Annotated in this window: 24 protein-coding genes; 16 read left to right on the forward strand and 8 right to left on the reverse strand. The window is 49.5% G+C overall.

Annotation, left to right across the window (positions count from 1 at the left end):
• Window positions 1-19: 19 nt before the first annotated feature.
• The 8 genes from Pan241w_RS06655 (at window position 20) to Pan241w_RS06690 (ending at window position 7,794) form a co-directional block, all read left to right on the forward strand.
• The gene (locus Pan241w_RS06655; RefSeq protein WP_145212750.1) at window positions 20-1,237 is read left to right on the forward strand and encodes an SGNH/GDSL hydrolase family protein; all 1,218 of its coding nucleotides are present in this window, start codon (window positions 20-22) and stop codon (window positions 1,235-1,237) included.
• Window positions 1,238-1,598: 361 nt separating this feature from the next.
• The gene (locus Pan241w_RS06660) at window positions 1,599-2,828 is read left to right on the forward strand and encodes a Glu/Leu/Phe/Val family dehydrogenase (protein WP_145212753.1); all 1,230 of its coding nucleotides are present in this window, start codon (window positions 1,599-1,601) and stop codon (window positions 2,826-2,828) included.
• Between the two features lie 87 nt (window positions 2,829-2,915).
• Window positions 2,916-3,440, forward strand: a complete 525-nt coding sequence (locus Pan241w_RS06665) for a Crp/Fnr family transcriptional regulator (protein WP_145212756.1) — start codon at window positions 2,916-2,918, stop codon at window positions 3,438-3,440.
• Window positions 3,441-3,701: 261 nt separating this feature from the next.
• Window positions 3,702-4,967 (forward strand): glutamate-5-semialdehyde dehydrogenase, encoded by a 1,266-nt coding sequence (locus Pan241w_RS06670; RefSeq protein ID WP_145212759.1) that lies wholly within the window; start codon window positions 3,702-3,704, stop codon window positions 4,965-4,967.
• A gap of 74 nt (window positions 4,968-5,041) precedes the next feature.
• On the forward strand, window positions 5,042-6,091 hold the full coding sequence (fliM, locus tag Pan241w_RS06675) for a flagellar motor switch protein FliM (RefSeq protein WP_145212762.1): 1,050 nt from the start codon (window positions 5,042-5,044) through the stop codon (window positions 6,089-6,091).
• 409 nt (window positions 6,092-6,500) lie between these two features.
• On the forward strand, window positions 6,501-6,701 hold the full coding sequence (gene rpmI / locus Pan241w_RS06680; RefSeq protein ID WP_145212765.1) for a 50S ribosomal protein L35: 201 nt from the start codon (window positions 6,501-6,503) through the stop codon (window positions 6,699-6,701).
• A gap of 82 nt (window positions 6,702-6,783) precedes the next feature.
• Window positions 6,784-7,140, forward strand: coding sequence for a 50S ribosomal protein L20 (gene rplT, locus Pan241w_RS06685; protein WP_145212768.1), 357 nt, complete (start codon window positions 6,784-6,786; stop codon window positions 7,138-7,140).
• Between the two features lie 255 nt (window positions 7,141-7,395).
• Window positions 7,396-7,794: a hypothetical protein gene (locus tag Pan241w_RS06690; RefSeq protein ID WP_145212771.1), complete on the forward strand. Its 399-nt coding sequence runs from the start codon at window positions 7,396-7,398 to the stop codon at window positions 7,792-7,794.
• Between the two features lie 16 nt (window positions 7,795-7,810).
• On the opposite strand, the gene Pan241w_RS06695 is transcribed toward Pan241w_RS06690, so the two are convergent.
• Both Pan241w_RS06695 and Pan241w_RS06700 read right to left on the reverse strand, forming a co-directional pair.
• On the reverse strand, window positions 7,811-8,260 hold the full coding sequence (locus tag Pan241w_RS06695) for a hypothetical protein (RefSeq protein ID WP_145212774.1): 450 nt from the start codon (window positions 8,258-8,260) through the stop codon (window positions 7,811-7,813).
• A 216-nt stretch (window positions 8,261-8,476) separates the two neighbouring features.
• Window positions 8,477-9,742 carry a PQQ-like beta-propeller repeat protein gene (locus tag Pan241w_RS06700; protein WP_145212776.1) on the reverse strand — a complete coding sequence of 422 codons (1,266 nt, stop codon included), beginning with the start codon at window positions 9,740-9,742 and terminating at the stop codon, window positions 8,477-8,479.
• Window positions 9,743-9,991: 249 nt separating this feature from the next.
• Here Pan241w_RS06700 and Pan241w_RS06705 point away from each other — a divergent pair, with 249 nt between their 5' ends.
• The 6 genes from Pan241w_RS06705 (at window position 9,992) to Pan241w_RS06730 (ending at window position 17,179) form a co-directional block, all read left to right on the forward strand.
• Window positions 9,992-12,025 (forward strand): sigma 54-interacting transcriptional regulator, encoded by a 2,034-nt coding sequence (locus Pan241w_RS06705; protein ID WP_145212779.1) that lies wholly within the window; start codon window positions 9,992-9,994, stop codon window positions 12,023-12,025.
• Window positions 12,026-12,528: 503 nt separating this feature from the next.
• Window positions 12,529-12,855: a hypothetical protein gene (locus Pan241w_RS06710; protein WP_145212783.1), complete on the forward strand. Its 327-nt coding sequence runs from the start codon at window positions 12,529-12,531 to the stop codon at window positions 12,853-12,855.
• 578 nt (window positions 12,856-13,433) lie between these two features.
• Complete coding sequence (locus Pan241w_RS06715) at window positions 13,434-14,384, forward strand: DUF1559 domain-containing protein (protein ID WP_145212786.1); 951 nt, start codon at window positions 13,434-13,436, stop codon at window positions 14,382-14,384.
• Window positions 14,385-14,544: 160 nt separating this feature from the next.
• A complete protein-coding gene (locus Pan241w_RS06720) occupies window positions 14,545-14,991 on the forward strand; it encodes a hypothetical protein (protein ID WP_145212789.1) in 447 nt (148 codons plus the stop codon).
• Window positions 14,992-15,153: 162 nt separating this feature from the next.
• Window positions 15,154-16,488: an alpha/beta hydrolase gene (locus Pan241w_RS06725; RefSeq protein WP_145212792.1), complete on the forward strand. Its 1,335-nt coding sequence runs from the start codon at window positions 15,154-15,156 to the stop codon at window positions 16,486-16,488.
• A 340-nt stretch (window positions 16,489-16,828) separates the two neighbouring features.
• On the forward strand, window positions 16,829-17,179 hold the full coding sequence (locus tag Pan241w_RS06730) for a hypothetical protein (RefSeq protein WP_145212797.1): 351 nt from the start codon (window positions 16,829-16,831) through the stop codon (window positions 17,177-17,179).
• Between the two features lie 115 nt (window positions 17,180-17,294).
• Here the strand turns inward: Pan241w_RS06730 and greA are convergent, their stop codons facing one another.
• The 4 genes from greA to Pan241w_RS06750 all read right to left on the reverse strand — a co-directional run bounded on the left by greA (window position 17,295) and on the right by Pan241w_RS06750 (window position 21,485).
• Window positions 17,295-17,774, reverse strand: coding sequence for a transcription elongation factor GreA (greA, locus tag Pan241w_RS06735; protein WP_390621016.1), 480 nt, complete (start codon window positions 17,772-17,774; stop codon window positions 17,295-17,297).
• A gap of 132 nt (window positions 17,775-17,906) precedes the next feature.
• Window positions 17,907-19,064, reverse strand: coding sequence for a Gfo/Idh/MocA family protein (locus tag Pan241w_RS06740; RefSeq protein ID WP_145212804.1), 1,158 nt, complete (start codon window positions 19,062-19,064; stop codon window positions 17,907-17,909).
• A gap of 60 nt (window positions 19,065-19,124) precedes the next feature.
• Complete coding sequence (locus tag Pan241w_RS06745; RefSeq protein WP_145212806.1) at window positions 19,125-20,177, reverse strand: sugar phosphate isomerase/epimerase family protein; 1,053 nt, start codon at window positions 20,175-20,177, stop codon at window positions 19,125-19,127.
• Window positions 20,178-20,261: 84 nt separating this feature from the next.
• On the reverse strand, window positions 20,262-21,485 hold the full coding sequence (locus Pan241w_RS06750; protein ID WP_145212809.1) for a cupin domain-containing protein: 1,224 nt from the start codon (window positions 21,483-21,485) through the stop codon (window positions 20,262-20,264).
• A 516-nt stretch (window positions 21,486-22,001) separates the two neighbouring features.
• On the opposite strand from Pan241w_RS06750, the gene argC reads away from it, so the two are divergent.
• Together argC and argJ are read left to right on the forward strand one after the other, a co-directional pair.
• Window positions 22,002-23,015 carry an N-acetyl-gamma-glutamyl-phosphate reductase gene (argC, locus tag Pan241w_RS06755; RefSeq protein ID WP_145212812.1) on the forward strand — a complete coding sequence of 338 codons (1,014 nt, stop codon included), beginning with the start codon at window positions 22,002-22,004 and terminating at the stop codon, window positions 23,013-23,015.
• Window positions 23,016-23,037: 22 nt separating this feature from the next.
• On the forward strand, window positions 23,038-24,243 hold the full coding sequence (argJ, locus tag Pan241w_RS06760; protein WP_232107377.1) for a bifunctional glutamate N-acetyltransferase/amino-acid acetyltransferase ArgJ: 1,206 nt from the start codon (window positions 23,038-23,040) through the stop codon (window positions 24,241-24,243).
• A 118-nt stretch (window positions 24,244-24,361) separates the two neighbouring features.
• Here argJ and Pan241w_RS06765 read toward each other — a convergent pair whose 3' ends face one another.
• Both Pan241w_RS06765 and Pan241w_RS06770 read right to left on the reverse strand, forming a co-directional pair.
• Complete coding sequence (locus Pan241w_RS06765; protein WP_145212815.1) at window positions 24,362-24,799, reverse strand: hypothetical protein; 438 nt, start codon at window positions 24,797-24,799, stop codon at window positions 24,362-24,364.
• Between the two features lie 189 nt (window positions 24,800-24,988).
• Window positions 24,989-25,435, reverse strand: coding sequence for a hypothetical protein (locus Pan241w_RS06770; protein WP_145212818.1), 447 nt, complete (start codon window positions 25,433-25,435; stop codon window positions 24,989-24,991).
• Between the last annotated feature and the right edge of the window lie 50 nt (window positions 25,436-25,485).

The raw sequence follows: 25,485 nt of genomic DNA on the forward strand, positions 1-25,485 counted from the left end.
GGTATTCTGTTATTTGAAGATGATTCGTTCCCGCCTGCGCTGGCTCAAGCATTTAATGCTGGCATTGATTACGCTCATACTGTTGGCAGTAGGGAGTGAGGTCGCGTTACGTATTGCCGATTATCGGCAGCAGGTGTCGGTCAGCAATTATGATGAAGAAGGCTTCCTGATTCCTTCGGATGTCACCTATCATCGCATTCGGCCTTTACAGGAAGTCTCCCGAAAACATCCGGATACGGAAGAGTTGATTCAGTTTCAGATCAACAGCATGGGGCTCAGGGGGAGAGAGTATACCATTCCCAAGCCGGCAGGCGTGTTTCGGATTCTCTGCCTGGGAGGGGAAACGGTTCTTGCCCCCGAGATGAAAGACTCGGATACATTTTGTGTGCGTCTGGAAAATCTATTGCAAAAACAGACGCAGTTGAAAGTGGAAGTGATTAATGCCGGGGTGCCTGACGCCTGTCCGCTCATGTCTTATCTGCATTTGAGACATTCCTTGCTGGGGCTTCAACCAGATTTGATTCTTTTCAATTTTGATATGTCTGATGTCGCCGACGATCATGCATTACGACGTTATACCCAGATAGGTGATTCGGGAGTTCCCCTCTGCTCGATGCATCCGCTCTATGAGAAGATCAATGCGCCAGAACGTCTGGAAAGCCATTTTTTTGTGTATCGCTACACGCTACGGTGGCTGGGAGATTATTGGGTGGAAAACCAGCCAGCTGGGCTGGACCGGGATATCGATACACCACAGGGGAAGTACTTGTGGTTGGAAGATCATCCCCCTGACTGGTCTGTGTATGTCAGACAGACGTTGGAGCCAATTCAAAATATTCAGCAAGTGGCACAAGGAACTTATTCGCGATTTATTCTGGCAACGTATCCCAAACCATGGCAGGTTTCGGAGACTGCTATAAGCGGAGAAGCACGCAGTTCACTGGGAGTACGAGACGGTGTTCTGTATGCCAGTCGCTTTCCGTTCGAATTGCTGGAGACCTATGCGAAGCAATTGAACCTTTCCTATTGTGATACATCGCCCACATTTCAAAGCATTCAGAATCCGGATCGCTACTATCTGAACAGTGTCCCTCAGTTTTCCCGGGAAGGACATGCCCTCTATGCTCGGGAATTGGCATTATTTATTATGAAGGATGTTCCCGGTATCTGGTCAGATACAGAGCCTGGTTCCTCAACGCAACCGGGGCCTCAGCAGGCACTGGTTCCGGCCCGCTGATCAGGAGAGGACTCTCAGGTTTGTAATGGATATAATGGTAATAATGAAACAAGTGGTAAGTCAGAAACAGAGTTAAGAACAATGGAATCGATTTAGAAAGTATAGAACGTAGGGTGAAAGCCCTCATTCAGGCTCAGGGCGTCAAATTCTTTGATTTTCAAAGAGGTTATGCTCAAGCATGACATATCTTTATTAATGTTAAGAGATCTTAATATTTCAGTGTAGAACCAAAATTCTGACCCGTTTGTAAAACATTGAAAAATTATGTGAATTGAAGTGTGGTCCATCAGGGCTCTTAAATTGTTGGTGAAAATGACTCTTCTATAGAAATGAACTTCCGACGAAAGCAGGAAAGAAATTTATGGGTTCGTATGAAACAGCTTGTCGTTATTTTGACCAGGCTTCCCGCCAGGTTGGCTTATCGCGCAACATGCAGGACTTATTGCGGACACCCGAACGCGAAGTGAAGGTTGAAGTTGCGATCGAGCGAGATAACGGCGAGATTGCGACCTACATCGGGTATCGCGTTCAACATGACAGTTCGCGCGGTCCCATGAAAGGGGGGCTTCGTTTTCACCCTGAAGTTGACGCCGACGAAGTACTGGCACTGGCTTCGCTGATGACGTGGAAGACAGCACTGGTGAATATTCCCTATGGTGGTGCCAAAGGGGGAATCTCGGTCAACGCGGGGCAACTCTCCCCCGGGGAACTGGAACGGGTCACCCGCAAATTCATTGATAAAATTTACGATGTGATTGGGCCACTGAAAGATATTCCGGCTCCCGACATGGGGACCAACGCGCAGGTCATGGCCTGGATTATGAATCAGTATGAAAAATATCGTGGCTTCAACCCCGCTTGTGTGACTGGAAAACCTCTGGAATTACACGGCGCTGATGGACGTGAAGAAGCAACGGGCCGCGGTGTGGCTATGATTACGCGTGATGCCCTGGATCACCTGAAGATCGATGTGGCAGGAGTCACGGTAGCCATTCAGGGTTTTGGAAACGTGGGGAGTTATACGGCTCACTTTCTGGACGAGTTCGGTGCCAAGGTCGTCGCGGTTTCTGATGCCAGTGGCGGGATTTATAGCGCAGACGGGATTAATATTCCCAAACTGATTGAATACACAAAAGATACCGGTGCCGTAAAAGGTTTCCCCGAAACGGAAGCGATTTCGAATGAGGAATTGCTGACTTCGAATGTCACGGTTTTGATTCCGGCTGCTTTGGGAGGCGTGCTCACATCAGAAAATGCCCGCGATATCAGGGCGAAATGCATTATTGAGGCTGCGAATAACCCCACAGAACCGGAAGCAGACGAGATTTTTGAGAAAAATGGAGTCGTTGTCGTACCCGATATCCTGGCAAATGCGGGCGGTGTGACCGTGAGTTACTTCGAATGGGTACAAAATCGGCAGCATTTTAGTTGGGAAAAATCCCGTGTTCGGTCCGAGTTAGATCGTATTATGAATGACAGCTTTGAATTGGTCTGGAAAATTGCCACCGATAAAAAGGTCTCCTTACGTGTTGCCGCCTATATTCTTGGGATCGGTCGCGTGGGACGGGCAACCGTTCTAGGGGGGATTTAAGACCTGACTGAAATTCCCTTCTCCTGTTCAATTCTGAAATTGATTAACAATTCTAAGTTTAACACCAAGCGTTTATGAGGTGATAAGATGCTATCAACAGAGCAACTGATCAAGGACTGTGTACTGTTTCAGTCGGTGACTCCTGACGAAATGGAAGAACTGCTTTCAACTTCAGAGTGGGAAGAGTTTTCAGCCGGTACCCGGATCCTCGATGAAGGGAATTCCACGCGATATTTGTGGATTATCCAGAGTGGCTCCTGCGAAGTGCGGAAAAAACTCTCGAATGGAAATGAGCAGGCACTGGCTGAATTAAGTCCGCTTTCTATTTTTGGTGAGATGTCCTTCTTCAAACCGGCTCCGCATTCCGCAAGTGTCGTGGCGTTGACCGATGTTGAAACAGTTCGAATCCCGGGGCATGATTTTGATCAGATGCTTAAAAACGGGGCTCAAGGAGCACAAAAAGTCGTGTTCAATACGGTCCGGATCATGTCTGATCGGCTCAGGATGATGGATAAGTGGACAGCAGATATGGTGGAGAGTTGTGGTTCCCGGAGTAAGAACGCTGAGTGGCACGATTTCCGGTCCAAGCTTTATTCTGAGTGGCAATTCTAAATTTTGATGCTGACTGCTGCACGCTTGGCCTCAGTCATGAGTGAAACAGGGGTGATTTCCCGCTTCCAGGGATCCCGCGTTGACACATTCCCGCTGATATTTGATACTCCCCCATGAAATATCAGGTCGATTGACGAATAGGGCGCTAGTTTGAAGCGCACTTTCTGGTAACCGGTGTGTCTGGTAGAATAACGAGTTACTGTTTTGCAAAACCAAGCTGGAGAGAACGGGCACGCTGTCCCGTAGATTTTTAAGAGTATCATGACTGAATTAGACCTGCCTCAATATACACAACTGCTGGCTCAGCAGGCGCGCGATGCTTCCCGAAAACTGGTTTCCGCCAATGGAGATCTAAAAAATGCCTGGTTGCGCCGGATGATTGAATTAATTCAACAGCGCACACCTGAGTTACTGGAAGTCAACGCGAAAGATATCGAGCAAGCTCCAGAGTACGGCCTGAACGAGGCGTCCATCGATCGACTGCGATTAACGGAGTCCCGATTAGAGGGCATAAAGACGGCACTGGAAGAGATTATTGCACTCCCCAATCCGATCGGTGAAGTCATTGGGAGTAACATGCGGCCCAATGGGCTGTTGGTGACGCGGGTTCGTGTGCCTTTGGGAGTGGTTTTCTTTATTTACGAATCACGACCGAATGTGACCATTGACGCCGCTGCGCTATGTGTCAAAAGCGGGAATGCCGTGATTTTGCGAGGCGGGAAAGAAGCATTTCACAGTAACATGGCTTTTTATGCTTTATTACAACAGGGATTAAGAGACGTGGGCCTTCCCGAACAGGCCGTGCAACTGGTGGAAACGACAGACCGCGAGGCAGTCGGACATTTTCTGAAGCTGAGTGATTATATTGATGTGACGATTCCCCGTGGCGGAAAGGGATTGATTGAACGCGTGGCCCGCGATGCGACAATGCCTGTGATCAAGCATTTCGACGGGGTCTGTCATGTGTATCTTGATCAATCAGCTGACCTGGAACTGGCGAAGTCGATTACCGTGAACAGTAAATGCCAGCGTCCGGGAGTTTGTAATGCAGCCGAGAGTCTGTTGGTGCATACGGATCTGGTGGAGACCGTTTTTCCAGCCGTGATACAGGCACTGGTGGAGCAGGGGGTTGAGTTACGTTGCTGTCCTCAATCTCTCGAATTGGTTAGCGGAGGCAAACCGGCGACAGAAGAGGATTATGCGACAGAATACGGGGCGAAAATCATGTCTGTCAAAATTGTGAATGACATGGACGAAGCCATCAGTCGGATTCACAAATACGGGTCTGGGCACACAGAATCGATCATTACCACAGAATTGGCGGCTGCCGAAAAGTTTACGACAGAAGTCGATTCCGCCGCTGTGATTGTCAACGCCAGCACGCGATTTAACGATGGGGGTGAGTTTGGGCTAGGGGCTGAAATCGGGATCAGTACCGATAAGTTCCATGCACGCGGCCCCTGTGGTTTGCATGAATTGACGAGTTACAAATATGTGGCCCACGGAGCAGGGCAGATCAGAGAATAGAAGGTATTGGGTGATTCGAAATTCGGATCGCGGGGCTATCGCGATTCTGAATTTGAAGATTAGGGAGGCCAGGGATGGCAGACGTACTCAGTCAAAATGAAGTCGAGTCGTTATTATCGGCATTGGATCCCAGTGCGTCGAGTAGTGGAGGGGCGAGTCGACCTTCCACGCGCAATAACGATTTCAATTCCCAGATCAGCATTTATGACTTCAAACGCCCGGAACGTGTCAGTAAAGAGCAAATGCGGGCCTTCCGTGCGTTGCATGAAAGTTTCAGTCGTGAGTTCGGCGCTGCGCTGAGTGGTATGCTCCGGTCGATTATTGAAGTGAAATTGATCAGCGTTGACCAGTTGACCTATAGCGAATTTGTTTTCAGTCTTGAAAACCCGACCTGCTTCAACCTGCTCGAATCAGAAACCCTTGATGGGCACATTATTCTGGATATCAGTCCTTCCATTATTTTCCCGATCATCGATCGACTGTTAGGGGGGGATGGAAATTCGCAGGGTGCCTATCCCAACCGGGCGTTGACCGAAATTGAAATCCGCCTTGTTTCCCGGATCACTGGTCTGGCGATCGAGGGGATCGAGTCCGCCTGGAGTAACCTGTGTGACTGGAAGCTGCGCGTGTCACAGGTGGAAAGTAACCCGCAACTGGTGCAGATCGTACCTCCCAACGAAGTGATTGTTTTGATCTCATTCGAAGTCACCATGGGGGAAACCCGCGGCATTATTAACCTGTGTATTCCCTTTAATACGATTGAGCCTCTCTCGAATAAACTGACGTCCGATACCTGGTCTGCCTATAAAAAGAAGTCTCCTGACCTGAGACAGCAGTTGAATCTGGAAGCGAGCGTCTCTAAATCTACAATCAGCTTGAAGGTGGACCTGGACAATAGTATGTTAACAGCTGGGGAAGTACTCAATTTGGCTGTTGGTGATGTGATCATGTGTAATAAGGGGAGCGCGCAAAGCTTGACGGTCGAATTGGAAGGCTCACCGGTCTTTACGGCTTATCCCGGTGTTTATAAAGGGCATAAGGCGATCAGTATTGAAAAAATGCTGGCAGTTCCCAAGGATATTATTGAAGAGCGGATCAAACAGGCGGAGATGTCTGAATCTTGACCGTGATGCCAGCATAAAATGCTTCCCGAGTCTCTTTACTCTGAAAATACAGGGACTTTGACGCTGTTTTGGGACTTGGGTGCTGAATGCAAAAGGGAGCATCTGGCTGTCTGGTGAGACAGAAAGCCCGGTTTTAGGCAGTTCAGACTTTTTTTCTGGGAAGTCCCCCGGTTTTTAGTCTCGTTTCGGTAGAAAAAATAGAGTGAGGCTGATTATACTGCGCGATCAACTTTCATCATAATATCAATACGGACTGTTTGTATGAACATGTCCTCTCTGTTGGTTGACGAATCATTCATTTGTTGAATGATAAGAATACTGATATTGTACCCCAGGGTTTGCGATCTGAATCTCTGTTTTCACAGAGGCGACTGCTGCCTCTGAATCGTTTACGAAGAGTGAAAATATAATGCCTAAGCAAAAGACACATAAAGGAATGAAGAAGCGGTTCAAAATTACTGCTTCTGGTAAAGCCAAGCACAGAAAAGCGTATCGTGGCCACATTCTGAGTAAGAAGAGCCCGAAGCGAAAGATTCGTCTTCGTGGTGATGGAGTTGTGACAGGTGCTGAGGCGAAATTGATTGTGAACGCACTGCGTCCCAGTTCGTAACATCACCGCTCTCCCGTATGCCTGTGTATGGGGTCTCAATCCAGACGGAATCAAAAATTAACTTCTCAGTTGGAAAGTAGTCATGAGAGTTCGAAAAGGTTCAGCTCGACGTCGAGCAAAGAAAAGACTGTTTAAAGAAGTACGTGGGAATGTTGGCGGTCGCAGTAAGCTGTTGCGAACCGCAAAAGAGACCCTGGTTCGTTCACGGGTTTATGCCTATCGTGACCGTCGCGTACGCAAACGCGAATTCCGGGCATTATGGGTGACTCGCATCACCGCCGCCTGTCGTGAACGGGGTACGAATTACTCTCAATTCATTAATGGTCTGACAAAAGCAGGAATCACGCTGAATCGTAAGTCTCTAAGTGAGCTGGCGATTTCTCAGCCTCAGGTCTTTGATGAGATCGTGAAAGCGGCTCAAGCTGCATTAGCGGCATAGACCTGTTTCAGCCTCTATTGGCGAATCAAATGCAAGCCGGGTTTGTTTTAATCAGACAAACCTGGCTTTTTTTATGCCCCAAGCAACGGGAGTTGCCTGAATATCTCCCATGTTCAGGCTGAAAACGTGATTTGAAAATTGCAGTACGCCTGTTGGAGTGATTTTGGTATAGTTCGCTTCGAATTTCATTCGAGGGGGATTAGTCAGTTTCCCATTCATGGAGGCGGGGAGCGAATGTCTAACAAGGTGATTTCAATGCCAGCAAGCGGAAGGTGGGTTCGCTGCCTGGGAGTTGCTGCGATCTGCCTATTGAGCGAACTGGCGCTGGTGGCGTGTACTGGGCTGCAACAGGTTGTTCCTGCTCCGTTGGTATTCGAAGAGCAATCACAGAAGATTCTTGAAATTGCTCCTATGGGAACACAGAAAGAGCAGGCGATCCAGCGGCTGAACGCAGCCGGGATTTCGGGAGAGTTTTCATCAAGCCCTTCGATCTATTATTGTGATCTGTGGGAGCGCGAAGATGGAAAACGCTGGCATTTGAATGTGGCGTTACTCTTTAATGAGACCGGAGAGCTCTATAAAACACGCCCTGCACAAGCGGATGTCTCTTGGGAACGGACTGCCGATTCTGCGACGGAAGCGGAACGTCAATAAACTCCGTATGTGCCTCTCAACTGTCGACCGGGTCTGCGGGTTTTTCAAGTAGTTGAATATGACCGTGACAGAACTTGCAGGAGGCGATTGTTCCCAGATATTTATGCGCGATGCGTAATTCTTCACTACAATGCGGGCAGTTTGTGTAAAACCCAAATGATTTTGTCTGCTGAGAGTCGAGACGCAGGGAAATAGAAGCCTGGCAGAACTTGCAACTGACTTTTTTGCCCAGATACTTTTTGTGGACCCGCAATTCTTTTTTGCAGTCGGGGCATTGGAAGTAAAAGCCAACCGGATAGGCGTCACAGTGAGCGGAGAGTTCCTTGAGTGGATGGAAGGCAGGAATCTCAACGGTATCGTGCTCCAGCTCATCGTTTAGCAACTCACGACAGGTTTGGCAATGAACCAGATTTGCAGGCATGTCCTCCCCGCATTGAGGGCAGGGGCCACCGGGCCAGGCGGGCATAATCAATCCTTATCTATAGAAAATCAATTGATAAATTATTGAGTGGATTGAGGGGCCCTGGTCTCGATCCAAGGGGTCTATGATGCTCGCCGCGAGTGGTTGCCCTTTGGGGTGAACACAAGGGAACGCCTCATGGCGACATCATTTAAGTATAGCAGCGCTCTGAATGGTTATGAATCACATTCTTGCGAAGTACGTCCGGAATTTCGTCAAAAATTACTTCTGGGCATTCAGACAGTACAGGTTTTTAAAGGTTCTCAGGAACATCTGGCCGTTCGCCACAACCACGGTGGCGTGGCTGGGATCACTCAGCTTGACCTTCCCGTATGATTTGAATTTAGGAGAAGCATCAATCATGGCGACCTGGCCATTTTCATCGATGCAGTACAGGATGCCGTTGATGCAGACGGGAGAACTGCTATAGCCACCATCAACGCGTTCGGTCCAGACATTTTTCTGAGTCGCCAGATCGACACAGCTGACCACGCCGCTATCGCCCCAAAGGTAAAGATGCCCTTCATAGACAACCGGTGTGGGAACATAAGGCAGTTTTGTAGAGCGTTGGTATTTGATGTGGGTCTCTTTGATATTTCCCGAACCGGTGGGATCGACACCGTAGAGTAGTTTTCCTCTGCCGCCCCCGCCGCAGGTCGCAAAAATCAGGCCTTCACCATAGACAGGAGAAGATACGGTTCGCATGGGAAACTCTCCCGTAGTCCAGTTGACCTTCCCTGTTTCCGGGTCGAGACTGCTAATGCCGGTTGCTCCGCTGACGCAAATCAATTGGGGGCCGGTGTTGGGGTGATTGATAATGATGGGGGTTGCATAGGAAGTCCTGCGGACAGCCCGGTCTGCCTGCCAGACGGTTTTACCGGTGAGCTTGTTAAAGGCAGTCACTGAGCTCGGCCCCTGCTGGTCATTGGTGGCGATCACCAGATCTTTATAGATCATAGGAGAACTGCCGTGGCCGTGCTGGCTGGTGAATGATCCCAGGTCACGTTCCCAGATTTGATTGCCTTTGAGATCGTAGGCAATCAATAAATAGGATTCTTCGTCTGCAAATTCCACATAAACGTGTTCACCATCTGTGGCCGGAGTACTGGAGGCCCAACTCCCTTTTCGGTGTTTGTGGCTTTTTTTCAATTTCGTTTCGCGTCGCCACTTTTCCTGACCGGTTTTGGGGTCGATACAAAACAGATAGCGGGTTTCTCCTTCGCCGAGGGCAGACGTTACAAACAGATTGTCACCCCAGACTGAGGGCGAGGAATGGCCTAAACCGGGAAGTTCTTTTTGCCAGGCATAATCTTTTGCGGTCCATTTTTGAGGGAATCCTTTTTCGGTGGAAATTCCGGAACCATCAATCCCGCGGAAGCGAGGCCAGTTCTCGGCCTGTAAGGCTGTCAGGGCTGATAAGCAGAGACAAATACCAAGGATAGTCCGCAGGGCAGGAGTGAAAACGCGGGCGAAAAGTAATCTAGGCATGGGAGATTCTCTTTACAGGCAGGAAGTTATTGATGTTTCACATGGGTCGCTTGACGAAATCTTATTTTAGCTTGACGAATTTTATGTTCTGGTGCAAGTTAATTGAATATAATAATTGCTGGGGTTATCGTAAGTAAATAGGGCGTACTGATTTCGGCATTGTTTGCGGGGCGGGGGCCTAACCTGTTTCTGAAGAGAGTACCAGGCACACTGATTTTCAACAGTGACACAGATCCTGCGTAATAATCTATGCATAATTCTGATCAACAAAATCAAAATGGCGCAGCTTCGGTTGCTTACCTGATCATTCAGGAACTGGATGAGCGAGGGAAGGTCTATCGACTGGTCGATCGCCAGGTGACGACGATTGGCCGGGCACCCACGAACCGGATTGTTCTGGATGACGAGGTTTGCAGCCGCAATCACTGTGAGATTTTTTACAGCGATTTTACCTGGGTCATTCGCGATCTGGGGAGCCGTAATGGTACGTTGGTACAAGGACTTGCGATTACTCAGGATCATGAACTTCAGGAAGGGGACGTGATCGAGGTAGGGGATACTCAGGCGATCTTCACATTTGATATCGCTCGTTTTTCATCTCGGCTGACCTCTGCCGGTTCGATTGAAGAGCTGGAAAGCGAAACGATCGGAGTCGGCCAGCAGTCCAGTTGGGAAGAGCTGAACGTTCCAGAAATTATTCAGCGCAAGAAGCACACCCGCTTTCATACACCACCTCCCTCATCTCAACTTGACCGGGATCGTACCAGCCGTGAATTGGGACGACTCTACCGTCTGGCGTTGGATATGGGGAATGTCCAGTCTGAGCTGGAACTCTCTCAGATTGTATTGAATGGTCTATTTGAGGGGACGAGCGCAGATATCGGGGCGATTTTATACTTTTATCCCGCACGCCAGGAACCTCGCAAACCGGAAAATTTGAAGGTGATTGCGTTTCAGTCTGTGGATGAAATGCCCTATCAGAAACCGTCTGACTTTCTGTCTCAGATGGTGTTTGATGAGGGGGATGCCATTCTGGCGCACAATATCTCCGAGGACAGCAAACTTTCTACCCGGGACAGTCTGGGGAAGATCCATGCCCAGAGTGTGATCTGTGCCCCGCTGCGTAACAAGCAGGGGGTCACCGGGCTGATTCATCTCTATTCGACGAATCCAGACAATCCCCTGGATTCCGATGACTTGGAGTTCACTCTGGCTCTGGCAGATCAGCTGGCTGTTTCATTTCAAAATCTGGCGGAGAGAAAGAAGCTGTCTGATGGTCTGGCCCGGATGGAAGGCGAGAACAAGGCCTTGCGGGAACAGCTGGAACTGGAGAGTGAGCTGGTCGGTAAGAGCCCCAGTATGATTGCGATGAAGGAGCAGATCCTGCGGATTGCCCCGACCGATGCGAGTGTCTTGATTCGTGGCGAAAGTGGAGTGGGCAAGGAGCTGGTGGCTCGAGCGATTCACTTTAACAGTCAGCGTAAAAAACAACCCTTCGTCTGTATGAACTGCGCGGCACTGAGTGAAGGGTTGCTGGAAAGCGAACTGTTCGGCCATGAGAAGGGCGCGTTCACAGGGGCGACCAGCCAGAAGCCCGGTAAATTCGAGCAGGCGCATCGGGGAACCCTGTTTCTGGATGAAGTCGGCGAGATGTCTCTGGGAGTTCAGGCGAAGTTTTTACGCGTTCTGGAAGGGCACTCTTTTGAGCGTGTGGGGGGAAGTGTTTCGATTGATGTCGATGTTCGGGTTGTGGCTGCTACAAATCGTGACATGGAAAAGGCAGTGGCAAAAGGGACGTTTCGACAGGATCTGTATTTTCGGCTGCATGTAGTTGAGATCAGTGTAGATCCGTTACGTGTTCGGGTGGATGATATCCTGTTGCTGGCCAACTATTTTCTGAATCGATTTGTTGTTAAAACCGGCAGACCCATTCGCGGTTTCACTCAAGAAGCACAAGACCTGCTGGAATCGTATCATTGGCCCGGTAATGTTCGAGAGTTACAGAACACGATCGAACGGGCTTTTATTCTATGCACGGGCGATATCGTTGACGCATCCGATATTCAGCTTTCCGCGGTAGGAATGGAAAGCGATCCTCAATGTGTCTTGCCAGCGGCACAGACAGGGTTCCGGGAGGTTGCGCTCGAAGTGGTCGAGCAAGAACACATTCTAGCCGTGTTGAATAACACCAACTGGAACAAATCAAAGTCTGCTCAGATCCTGGGGATTGAGCGTTCAACTCTGGATCGCAAACTGAAACGCTATGGAATCAACCGTCCTTGAGAGTCGCTCCGAATGGTGTCCAGCATGGCTAAACAGAGTTTTGATTCATCAAAATCCAGCAAATTCAGCCGAACAGCAGGCTTTCAACTCGAAGTCGGGGGTTTGGTACCTGATCAGAGATTCGATTTCAAAGTAGTTTGCAAAAATGTCAAAAATCTTGTTGACATTTTATCATAAAAACTAAAGAATTGTCCTAGAAACAGGGGATACCAATTAGGTGTCCTTGCTTGTGGCTTTGAGCCGCAACCCTAGAAACTGGGATGTTTTTTAACCACTAAATTTTAGAAGAGTTTCCCACCTGAAAAAACTTCCCACACCCTTGGAGGGTGTTGCTTTCAATCTCCCAAATAACGCAATGGACGCGTACGCTACGAGCGATTGAATTTCTCGGTTTGGTAGAGATGACTGATTGTTTTGTTCCACGTAGAAGGTTTGTCTACTCATATCGTATGGGTGGAAGGCCTGGACTTAGTTATTGTTGTTGTTGGAGAAAGAAGAAGAGAATGTCGGCATTTTTGATGGGTTCGAATGACGTTGATAATCTTTCATACGAGCTTGAAGGTGATCAGTCACTGGTCAGCTACGAAGATGGTGATTTCCAGGAGTTTTCGGAAGATGGGTATGATCCCAACTTCGATGCTTTATTCGGTGAAGAAGAATACCGTGAAATGGGAATTAATCCAGACGAAGCAACTCAGGCGAAGCCTGGTTCAGAACAAAAAGTTCTGATGCTGGCCGCTCGCTATGCTGCCGGTCTTCCCCTGTGGAATAATAGTGACTGCTATGATCACGGTCCGGGAGAAAACCTCCTGCAGGGACTGCTTGCTTAAGACCATCGGTCTCGCTGCGTCTTTTTTCACGAGGCGAGTCGTTATGTTTTCTATAAAGAAGGGTCTTCAGATATCATTCTGAAGACTCTTTTTTTGCGCCCTGAGAGATCATCACCCGGATTTCTGTTTATATCTCATGGTTACACGCAAACCACATCCACTGTCTGGTATTAGCTTTAGAAATGATTCATTTCTACATCCGTTGACAGCTATTAAGCATCTGGTTTTCGATTTAAAAAAAGGAAAAATCCTGTTCACAGGGTATACGGTTCGTTACAATCAGATTATGTTTCGAGCCTGAAACAGAATTGTTTCTCCGATTAGTATCCCACCCCTTATAGCCGGATTCGTTCCAGCTACAGTCCTGATTTAAGATGAACCTTCCCCACCTTTTTCAATCGTTCTTCGACGATCCGTTTTTGGTCTGCGGAACCTGAAAAAACAGGCTTTAAATCAATCCTACTTTGAGAGTCCTTCATTCCCTCCCCTGTATTAGCACCAAACTCAGCCTAACCAAAACGATTTGATTCTATAACGATGTCTTCAGTCTTTGATGATTGCTTATGATCCAGGAGCTTATGATGAACCAACGAAAACGGGGTTTTACCCTGATTGAATTACTGGTGGTGATCGCCATCATTGCCATTTTGATTGCGTTGTTGTTACCTGCTGTGCAACAGGCTCGCGAAGCAGCCCGTCGCAGTACCTGTAAAAATAATCTAAAACAGATCGGGATTGCTTTACATAACTATCTCGATACCCATTCCACATTCCCTCCCGGAATTACGAGAGCACCCCAGCACCCCTATGCCGGAGTAAGTGGCTGGAATACGGGGAAAGTTTTATGGTCTGCATTCATCCTGCCTTTTATGGATCAGGGACCGCTTTACAACAAGATTGATTTTTCGATGCCTGACCCGGGGAGGCACGCGAATAATGCAGATGTGCGGAACGTTGAATTGCCCGGTTATCGTTGTCCCAGCGATCCGGGTGGGAAGGGAACAACAGGCTCTTCCAGTGGCCCCAGTAATTATACGGGGTGCGTCGGCAACAGCCCGCTTGGTTCTGTTTCAGGTGGGGGCAGTTCCTATAAAAACAATGGGACCTCGGTCTTTTTTACTGACAGCAAAACAAAAATCCGTGATATTACCGATGGAACTTCGAATACGATGATGGTTTCCGAGTTATTGGTTGGTTCGGAATATATCAACTACGGGAATGTCAGCACGGGGGGGATTCTCGATGATTGCAGCGCGCCAGGTAGTACTGGAAAACTGAGAGGTCAATCCTGGTTTTATGGCGATGCTTCAATTCGCTGGGCTTATTTGACGGTGTTCCCTCCGAATACGGAAGCAGCGTGCCGGACCTATCAGGAATACGCCAATGCCTCCCCCGCGAGTGAGCATGTCGGTGGAGTGCATATTCTGCTCTGCGATGGGGCGGTTCGATTTGTCTCTGACAATATCCATCTGAAAACATGGCAGGACCTGGGACATAAATCAGACGACAATGTTCTGGGAGAATTCTGATTTCGACGGAATTCCTGCTAAAAAAATAACGGATCGCCGTGAACTGGCCAGGAGTCGTTCCCGCTGCCGGTTCGTTTCATGATTGATCTCTGCAGCCGACTTTGACCCGTCAAAGTCGGCTCAGTTTCTCATACTGATATCACTTTTATGGAAAAGAAAAATGCGTTCAAAGAATCAGCTACCTATTTTCTTTGCAGGACTGGTCTTATTAGCCACCACGGGTTGCGGTGGGCAGTCTGGGTTGGAGTTTTCCACCTCTCAGGTGCGTGGAACGGTTAGCTATCAGGGGAAGCCGCTGGAATCGGGGAAAATTCGCTTTATCCCTGATGGGGAAGTAATCAATGGGCAGGTGGCTGGCAAGGCCATCTTTGCCGACATCAAGGATGGAAAATATACAATCGCGGAAGAGGATGGTGCAACGGTTGGTAAGAACCGTGTCGAAATCAAAAGCTATCGTGGTTCTGGCAAAATGATGGTTTCCTCAGGAGGTGAAGGACAGAAAGTTGAGGAAGTCGTTCAGTTTATTCCAGCCAGATTTAATTCGGAGTCCACACTGTCGATCGAAATCAAAGAGGGAGAAAATGTACATGATTTTGATCTGAAGTAATTCGTGGAGAATTTCCAGGAACAAGCGCTTTGTCTTGATTTGCTCAGTTCAGAGACATCGTCTGATTTGAATTGATAAAGTGTTATCAAATCCATGACAGACTTGCTATAGTCGATTCAGGTTGATCGATACTCATGGAGCAGTCTCAAGTGGAGTTCGAAAATGCAACGAACCAGAGTCTTTCTCGTTTGGTTGTTGGCTCTAGGGCTCTGGCAGTCTGTGTTCGCGACTGAGCAGGTAAAACCTGAACGCGTGAAATTGGCGCGGGAATTTGTCGAGCAGATGGGGCAAGGCGAGTTTGAGAAAGTGGTCCAGCGATTTGATCGTGTAATGACCAAGGCGCTTCCCTCTGACAATTTGCAGGCGATCTGGAATGGTCTCGTCACCCAGTATGGCAGCTTTCAAGAGATCAAAGAGACGCGGACCGAGGATCTGAAGAAATATAAAATTGTGTTTGTCACCTGTCAGTTCGAGCGAGGGAAGCTCGATGCGAAGGTAGTATTCACAGAGCAGAATGAAATCACAGGCTTGTTTTTCGTGCCAACCGGCGCCTATCGCACTCCCGGTTATGTCGATCGGAAGGCGTTTGAGGAAGTCGAAGTGACTGTTGGCAAAGGGCTCTGGGCGGTACCAGGCACGCTTTCTCTGCCCCAAGGTGATAAGCGGGTCCCAGCGGTTGTGCTGGTGCATGGATCAGGTCCGAATGATCGGGATGAAACGATCGGCCCCAATAAACCTTTTCGAGATCTGGCGCACGGGCTCGCTACCCGTGGCATCGCCGTTCTGAGGTATGAGAAGCGGACCAAACATCATCGGCTCAAAATGGCGTTGATTTCAGGTGGGTTGACCGTCAAGGAAGAGTCAATCGATGACGCTGTCGCTGCCGTGGATACACTGGCGGAGCAGCCGCGGATCGATGCAGATCGTATTTTTGTGCTGGGGCACAGTCTGGGAGGGAATCTGCTGCCGCGGATCGGGGGCGCCTCTGATAAGATCGCCGGTTTTATCAGCTTTGCCGGCTCGGTACGCCCTCTGGAAGATCTTGTGCTGGATCAGGTAAACTATTTGCTTTCTCTGGACGGAACGATCACCCCGGAAGAGCAGAAGAGCATAGAGACCATCAAAAAACAGGTGGAACAGGTGAAATCGTCGGCACTGTCAGAAGAAGTGGCGACATCAGAACTGCCCTTAGGGATTTCGGCAACATACTGGCTTGATCTGAGAGGATATCAGCCCGCGAACAGAGCCAAGACGCTGGAGAAGCCCTTTCTGATCCTGCAGGGGGAGCGAGATTATCAGGTGACCATGGTTGATTTTGAACTGTGGAAACAGGCTTTGGGGAGCCGCGATGATGTGAAGTTGATTTCCTATCCCCGGCTGAATCACCTTTTCATGGCGGGGGAGGGAAAAAGTACTCCCAGTGAATATATCACTCCTGGTAATGTGGAGAAGCGAGTCGTCATCGATATCGCCAAATGGATCAAAGCCCAGAAATAAACAGGGCTATTCTTAGGGCTGATCTGACTGATCGCCGGAGCCCGTTTGGGGTGTGGCTGTGCCCCGTTTTTCGCACATTTTTTATGCAGCTCGCAAACTTACGGCGCACATCAAAACTTAATCAAAGTCGCTCGAATTATTTGGAGGCGGTTAAGATTGGGTTCAGTCTTAATTTTTTTAAGTCTTGTATATTGTATTAGATAGGCTTTTCTCATATCTATGGCGGCGTTGCGAGTCTGCTGTTTTTTTGAATCGGGTTTCTTTCGGCACATGATTCGCGACTGTGGAAAAAGTAGTTTGAATTTCAGCCGACACTCATTTTTTTAGTTGGATCGTTGCGATGTCTTTGCAGACTTTACAAAAGCCCCGTCGTTCATTTGCAGAAGAAACAAGCATTCTGGATGGTCTTCGAAAGAGCCTGGAATGTGAGCCTGAAATGGAAGTGCCGCAGCAGCAGCAGCAGGTTCCTTCCCAATGGGAGTCCTGTCCTGCCCCAGCTAAGCTGGAAACGGAAATCCTCTCCGGTACTCATCAACAGGTACGGAACATCAAAGTCCGCTGTGATCACTCTGGAATCACTGTTTATGGCGTCAGTTCCACTTACTATCTGAAGCAATTAGTAACACAAATCGTGCAAACATTTGCACCTTCAGTACCCCTGATGAATCGGGTACTGGTTCAAGGTAAATAGCAGCCCGGATTTCGATAGTTCGATGCTGACGATGATTTTAGAAATCTGAATAAAAAAACAGCGGCGTGAATGATGTTTTACGCCGCTGTTTTTGTTTGTGTGTTACAGCTGATTCTCAGTCGTCGATTTTGATGATTTCTAATTTGAGCATACCTGAAGGGACATTGACTTCTACCTGATCCCCTACTTTTTTGTTCAGCAGGCCTTCCGCCAGTGGGCTTGAGGTCAGGATTTTCATGATTTCGCCTGTATAATCCTCTTCACCGGGGCCGACAAATTCGTATTTCTCTTCCAGGCCGTCACTCAGGTCTTTCACAGTCACGGTTGTTCCGAAGGTGACTACACCTTTCGGCATGGTGGATTTATCGGCGATATAGCAATTTGCCAGCTTTGTTTTGAGCTGGTTGATTTTCGCTTGTGTCATCCCCTGTGCTTCGCGCTGGGCGTGGTATTCGGTGTTTTCCTTTAAGTCACCCTCGGCGCGTGCATCAGCGATGGCCTGAGCGATCTCTGGCATCTTTTCGCTTTCGAGGTAACGAATTTCTTCGCGCAGTTTATCGTATCCTTCTTGAGTGATTGGATGACGGTCCATGATTTTGACTCCCGGTTCTTTATCCTCGAGATTTATTTGATTCAGTATATAGCAAAAACGGGCGACTTGAAATTGTCGCCCGTTTTTACAAAGGCTTGTTATGCCGGCATTATAGCAGAAAACCTGCCGGTAATGCTATGCAATTTCGACCCATTGCTTGTCTTTCGCACTTTGCAGAACGGCGTCGCAGACTTTCTGAGTCTCAAGTGCCGCTCTGAAGTCAGGTTGAGTTGGCTTGCCTGAATCCAGTCCCTGGAAGAAGTCAGCCAGAGCATTCGTAAAGGTGTGCTCATAGCCGATCGTACAGCCCGGAACCCACCAGTGATCCATGTAGGGATGCTCAAAGTTCGTGACATGAATCCGGCGCCAACCGGTGACATGATCTTCGACTTTCTGCCCTGTGGTAGGATTCGCATATTCAAAATACTGCAGAATCTGTGGATCTTCCAGGTCGAAGAAGACAGAGCCGTCTTCGCCGTTCAATTCGAAGGTATTGAAGTTCTTACGTCCGCGGGCATAGCGTGAGCTTTCAAAGGTTCCCATGGAGCCATTCGCAAACCGGGCTAAGAACATGCAGGCGTCATCGATTTCCACTTTGGTCTTTTCGCCGGTTTCCTGGTGAACGCGTTCTTTGACAAACGTCTCTGTTGCTGCAGAAACCGAAGTGATTGGCCCATTGAGCCAGATCGCAGAATCAATCGAGTGGGCCAGCAGATCGCCGGTCACGCCGCTACCGGCGACTTTGGCGTCCAGTCTCCAGAGGGTCGCACCACCCTGGGGAACGTCTTCCGCGATCGTCCAGTCCTGCAGGTACTGAGCCCTGTAGTGGAAGGGACGACCGATCCGTTTTTCATCGACCAGTTGCTTGGCCAGAGAAATGGCGGGAACGCGACGGTAGTTAAACCAGACCATGTTTGCCACACCTGCTTTTTCGATGGCATCGGTCATGGCGACGGCTTCTGCCGTATTCATGGCAAGTGGTTTTTCACAGAGAACCATTTTGCCTGCTTCCGCAGCAGCGATGGCGATATCGTGGTGTGAGTTGTTGGGGGTGGTGATATCGATCAGGTCGATGTCATCCCGTTCGATCAGCTTGCGCCAATCGGTTTCATAGGATTCCCAGCCCCAGTTATCTGCGAAGTCTTTGATTTTATCTTCGCTACGGGCACAACAGGCCTGCAGAACAGGTGTGTGTTCGATATCAAAAAATTTGCCGACTTGTCTATAAGCATTAGAGTGGGTTCGTCCCATGAATCCGTAGCCGATCAGACCGACGCGTACTGGCTTGGTCATTGGTGTGACTCCTTGTAGATTTTAAAAATTAAAATGAAAATGAGAGTGTAAAGGAAACGATTACGACCAGCCGTGAGCGTCTCTGACGTTAATCATTGCTTCCAGGATGTCGTTCCAGGTCTGGGGGTTCATCATGACTTCATTGGAAAACATGCAACCATCCCAGCAGATGTGCTGAAACTTCTTCGTGGGGTTGCCGTTTTCGTCACGTAACCAGTAACCGGCCCGTTTAACGATATCAAGCTTGCCGTTAGGGTCTTTGGGCAGGCAGTGTCTACCTGTTTTGTCATGCGATCCGGTGCCGTGAACGGTGCCGTCGTTCTGAGCCACATGGAAATCGATCGTCCAGGGACGCAGGGCATCGGTCAGGGTTTTATAGGCGGCATCAAAAGTGGCTTCATCGTTCCAGTCGAAGTCTTCCGGAAGGAGACGATCCTCGGGGGCGTTGTAACCCATCAGGTAGAGCAGAGTATGCGACATGTCAGCCTGAAAGCCGAGTACATCGGGGCGATCGACCAGTTCCAGGAGTTGAACCATGCGTTTCCAGCTATGCATGCCACCCCAGCAGATTTCCCCTTCTGCTGCCAGACGCTCGCCATGATCGGCGGCGATATCGGCGGCTTGTTTGAAGGTGTCTGCGATTTTGGCCTGATTGCCTTCCGGATCTTCGATCCATTCACCGGGGCCGGCGGCAGAGTCGATACGAACGACGCCGTAAGGCCGAACGCCAAGCTCACGTAGTTTTTTAGCAATGCCGCATCCTTTGCGAACCTGTTCCAGGAACTGGCCACGTTCTTCGTCGCTACCCATGGCGGAGCCACCACCGGTGGGAGGCCAGACCGGAGCGACGACCGAGCCGATGACCAGATTGCGGGACTGCACTTTTTCGGCAAGTTGCTTCAGGTCATCATCGCTGGAATCAATGCTGACGTGCGGGTCAAACAGGAACAGATCAGTTCCGTCGAACTTGATGCCATCCACTTCGGCGGCAGCGGTCAGGTCGAGCATGGTATCCAGGTCAATTGGTGGTTCTGAGTCGGGGCCTTTTCCAACGACGCCCGGCCAGGCTGCGTTATGAAGCTTGGGGAGGGGGTTAGCTGTGTGATCACTCATGAGATGGTCTTTCATGTTAGCAGGAATTAGAAGATCAAAAAGAAACTGCCCGAGAGTTCGGGCAGCTCTGTGTGGCTGATCAGATTATTTTTGGTATTCACCGATATTGGGAGCACTGGGGCAGGCATCAGGGCCGAAGTAACGGAGTGAAACCAATGGTTCACTGCCCGTGTTTTCAATCGTAACGCCTTCCTGAGCGGTTTTCTCTGTCACGAAGACTTCGTCTTCTGTCATTTCTCTGAAGCGGATCATGGCAGGTGTCTGCAGTCTCAGTTTCCCGATTGTGCCTTCACCCTGGACTGTGATCCAGCTGTATGCGCCGGAGTCTTTGATGGTGACTTTGCATCCCGGGTCGACGGTCAATTCCTTCGCGGTGAATAACTGCTCGCCTTTGACTTTGCCGTAAACAATCCAGCGGTCAACATAGCCGTCGGCTGCGGTATCGCCGATCGAAATAGGCTCGAGGTAATTGTTGGCTTTGAAATTGGGATCGACGTTAGCTTCCCAGTCGAGGGCATCGACGAGATAGGCGTTGTCGTCGTGTTTGTTTTCAGGGAAGTCTTTGGTCAACAGCGAGCGTGGTACGGCCCGGCCTTCGACCATCGATTGATACATGCCGAAGACGTCACTGCCCCACTGTGGTTCGTAGGTAACGAGACTTCCGGGAGCGTGCAGGACGCAGGGAGGAATCAACCAGCCGGTACCCGGTTTGAGGCGATACGCTTTAGAGAGATCGAGAATTCCGTTATCCCCGTCATTCCAGCGATCCAGGCAGTCGATGACATCCTGTTTGGTGGTGCCTGGTTCCAGCCCCATGAAGGTGTAGGGGAAGTTGTTTCCGATGGCATTCATCTGGGGAGGGAAGTAATACGATTCGGGTTTTCCTTCCTGGCCAACCAGTGCAGCCTGTTCGGCATTCTGGTGCATGTGGTGAGGAATCGGTCCCATATTGTCAAAGAACTTGGAGTAAACGGGCCAGCGATTGTATTTGCCCCAGATCGAATCGCCAATGACTTCGGCACCCAGTTCAGCGATGGCATCTCGCAGAGTGAACTTTTCACCGCCGAAGACACAGTAGCTCAAACCTTCATCATCTGGTGCGCCTTCGTTGGTGGCGACGGTTGTGGAGCCAAACCAGCGCTCATCGATACCGCCCCGATGGGTTCCCAAGGCGTAGTAGTCATTAGGATGCAGTTTCAAACGACGACCGGGTTGAAGAAACGAGCGGGGGACCCATGTTGGGGACAAGCGTAAAATTCCACCACCTTCAGTCAGCGCATCGGCGGCTAGCTTGGCAACGTTAGACATTCTTTCCTCTTCTTATTCCATGTTGCACTGGTGGGTGTCCATGTGAACCACTGGCGGCTCGATACAAAACCGCCGTTTGATCAGGAACTCGGAACACTGGCAAATTGAATTGCTGTTGTTAAAAAATGACTTGAATCACTGGTTTTATTGTGATGTTTAAGAATGTTTTTGAAAAGGAAACCGAATTGATTTTGCGGCTAATTTGAAAGAATGACATTCATTTCCCATGTGGGCGTTGACTTTGTTAATTCTAAATAATCATTATAAAATCAGAAGTTTGGTGGGGAAATTTGAAACAGATCCCATTTCTGTTGCATTATCGTCTGTGGTCTGCTTTTGTTTGTTTCCCTGGTGGAATAGGATCCTGAAAAAATGGAGAACTCTGGCGATCCTTGCCGAGTCAATCCTTGTCGTCTTCTTATTCACGCTTCAGATTGTATGATGTTTTCAATGTGCTCAGGCAGACACCTGTTTCAGGGTTTGCCGCTTCTTAGAGTTTAGTCGGATCAGGAAACAATGACAAAAGTTGCCATAATGGGAGCCACAGGTTATGCGGCTCTGGAGTTGATTAAAATTCTGCTGCGAAATTCGGATGTGGAAATCGTCGCGTTGACGTCCCGTTCGGAGTCAGCGCCACATATCAGTGAAATTCATCCTTGCCTCGAAGGACGCCTGGATTTGCGTTGTGAAGCACTGACCCCGGCTGAGATTGCGGATCGGGCAGACTTTGTGTTTTGTGCCTTGCCTCATGTAGCGAGCATGGAAGTCATTCCCGATTTACTGGCGGATGGCTGCCGAGTGGTTGATTTGAGTGCCGACTACCGCTTGAGTGATCCGGCCGTGTATGAAAAATGGTATCACCATGTGCACATCGATCCGACCCGGTTAGGAAGTACTGTGTATGGTTTGCCCGAACTCTGGGCTGAGAAAATTCCCTCTGCCGATCTGATTGCCAATCCGGGCTGTTATACCAGCACAGCCATTTTGGGGCTGGCGCCGTTAATGGCAAAAGGGTTGGTAGAACCAACGGGGATCATTATTGACGCCAAAAGCGGCGTCAGTGGTGCAGGACGAAATCCCAAACTGGGGACGCTCTATCCTGAATGCAACGAAAGTATTACCGCTTATGGTGTGGGGACACACCGTCACACTCCGGAAATTGAAGAAGTACTCACCACGGTGGGGGGAAAAGAGGTCAAAGTGACGTTTACTCCCCATCTGACGCCGATGAACCGGGGAATTCTGGCGACCATGTATCCCCGATTGACAGAAGCTGTCAGTCGCGACGCGATACTAGACATTTATCGTGCCTTTTATCAGGGGAAGCCGTTTGTGCGGGTGATTGATCGAATTCCCGCTACCAAAGACGTGGCGGGGACAAATTATTGTGACATTTCCGTGCAGTTTGCCGGCGATCAATTGATCGTCTTTTCAGCGACCGATAATTTGATCAAGGGTGCTGCCGGTGTTGCCGTTCAGAACTTTAATTTGATGGCGGGTTACCCTGAAACAACGGGTTTAATCGTCTGAAATTTCTTATATCGTCAAGGAGATGCAGTTGACTGCTGAAATGATTTTACCCCAGGGGTTTCGTGCGGCTGGCCTGGCTTGTGGCATCAAGAAAGATAAATCGACCTTTGATTTATCTTTGTTTGCTTCTGATGTGCCCTGTTGTGGCGCGGGTGTGTTTACGAAGAATCAGGTGTGTGGGGCTCCTGTGAAAGTTTCGCGCGAACGCGTTCCCGGCGAATCGGTTCGTGCAGTCGTAATTAACTCCGGAAATGCGAATGCCTGCACCGGGGAGCGCGGGATCGAAGATGCAAAGTGGATGACCAGCCTGGTGGCGGACGGCTTATCGCTTGCGGAAGAAGAAGTCCTGGTCTGTTCAACAGGAGTAATCGGCCACTTTCTGCCGCGTGCGCCTCTGGAACAGGGGATTCCGGAAGTCGTGCGGCAGCTGGATTCCGGGGCGCGGGCATTTCGGCAGGCAGCGACGGGAATGATGACAACGGATACCGTTCCCAAGCAGGCAACGCATGCACTTTCAATTGGTGGGACTACCGTGCGAGTGAGTGGTGCGGCGAAAGGAGCCGCGATGATTGCGCCGAATATGGCAACGATGTTGTCGGTGATTATGACCGACGCGCCGCTCAATTCGGCTCAAGCCGATCAACTATTGCGAAATGCCGTCAATCGCAGCTTCAATTGTGTTTCCGTTGAAGGGCATACGAGTACGAGCGATACGGTGATCTTATTGGCGAATGGCGCAGCGGGAGCCGCTGAACTGTCTGATCAGGAACTGAGTGATTTGCAGTCGGCAATCGATGAAGTGGCTATGGAACTGGGGCAGGCCATCATTCGCGATGCAGAAGGAGCCGACCATTTTATTACAATTGAAGTCTCGGGGGCAAAGCTGAGAGAGGATGCGTTTGAAATCGCCCGGACGATTGCCAATGATGCGTTGGTCAAAACGGCGATTACCGGTGCGGACCCGAACTGGGGGCGGATTGTTTCCGCCACTGGTCGGACCAGCGTCAAACTGACTGAACGGGATATTCTGCTGCAGATCAACGGTAGTTTAATTTATGAGAATGGACAGCCTGTCGACTTTGATGAGCAGGCGGTCTCTGATGGTCTGCGTAAGAACCGTGATGTGTTGATTCAGGTGCAGCTGCCGTTTGGGGATGAGTCGGTGGTATTCTGGACCAGCGATCTGACGCAGGAATATGTGCGTCTGAATTCAGAGTATACAACCTGATCGTTGGGTGTCTAAAAAAAGAGTGGGAGCATTCCGAAAAACGCTCCCACTCCTGTATCTGACTTACTTTAAAGCGACATCATGCTGGCCCGGATGTGCATGATGTCGTAAAGCAATACTAGTCTTTCTTTGTCACTTTGAAGCCTTTAGCAAAAGCTTTGTCGTTGAAGATCAATTTGATCTGCTCATCGCCTGTTGCTTTGGCTGCTTTTCCTTTGCATCCACCACAGCAGAACTGCACTTTGGTACCAGCAACGGTCACTTCCTGAGCTGGGTTAACAGGTTTGCCAGCGAAGGGGCATTTAACCTGTTTGGCTTGCTTGGTAGCAACCAGTTGCAGGTTTGCTTTGGCAGCAAATTTAGCAGGGTTTGCTGTGAATGCTTTTTTGCAGTTTCCACAGCAGAGGCTGACGGTAGCCCCTTTGTAATCGACGGTGCATTTCGGGTTGGCTGGTTTTCCGGCAACCGGGCAGACGGCTTTGCCTTCTGCAGCAAAAGTCTGACCTGCAAATGCAACGACAGCCAATAAGGCGGCGATTGATAGAACTTGACGCATGGGTTTCTCCTTGAAAGTAAAAAAGTGTAGTTGTCTCAAAATTTGGAACAAAACATATCCGAGAAGCGGGTCCGTTCTGAGTTTCCTGAAGTGAAAAATGTCATGCGACAGGAAGCAGCGCAGAGCTGGCCAGTGAAAGGCATGGCTCACGCAGAACGGATGAGGTTAATCCGATAGAAAAAGACGGAGTTAGATTAACCAGAGGCAGAAGTGCGCGCAAAACTCCCCTGCATCATAAGCATGAACAGGAGGACGCAACTCATATGAGCGTGTGGAAGCGGGGCGGGCTGAAAAGCAAAGTTCAGCCGTCAGATCAACTGACTCAAAATTTTCGCGAAGTTGACGAGCCAGTTCGGTGGATTTCACTGAAATCGTTGTCGCTGGCTGCTGAAAGGTTTGATTGCAGTGGCAGTTTTGCTTCTGGCACTGCATCTTGTCCTGTGTATCCTGTTTTTCGCGTTTCTGGGAAGCCTGGCAACAACAAGACTTCTGTTTTTTTGTCTGATTCGATCCTGCTTTACTACAGCAGCAGGCATTCGTCTGGCTGGACTGCTGCTGGCTGCATTCGCAACCCGAAACCGGGACGGCAGGCAGAGCCAGGGAGCCAATCAGAATCAGGACAAAAACACGATACATTACTGCTCTCTTCAAATCGGGATGAGAGAAACGTTCAGGTGTGAAACTAC

This window comes from Gimesia alba (assembly GCF_007744675.1).
In the GTDB taxonomy this organism is placed as follows: domain Bacteria; phylum Planctomycetota; class Planctomycetia; order Planctomycetales; family Planctomycetaceae; genus Gimesia; species Gimesia alba.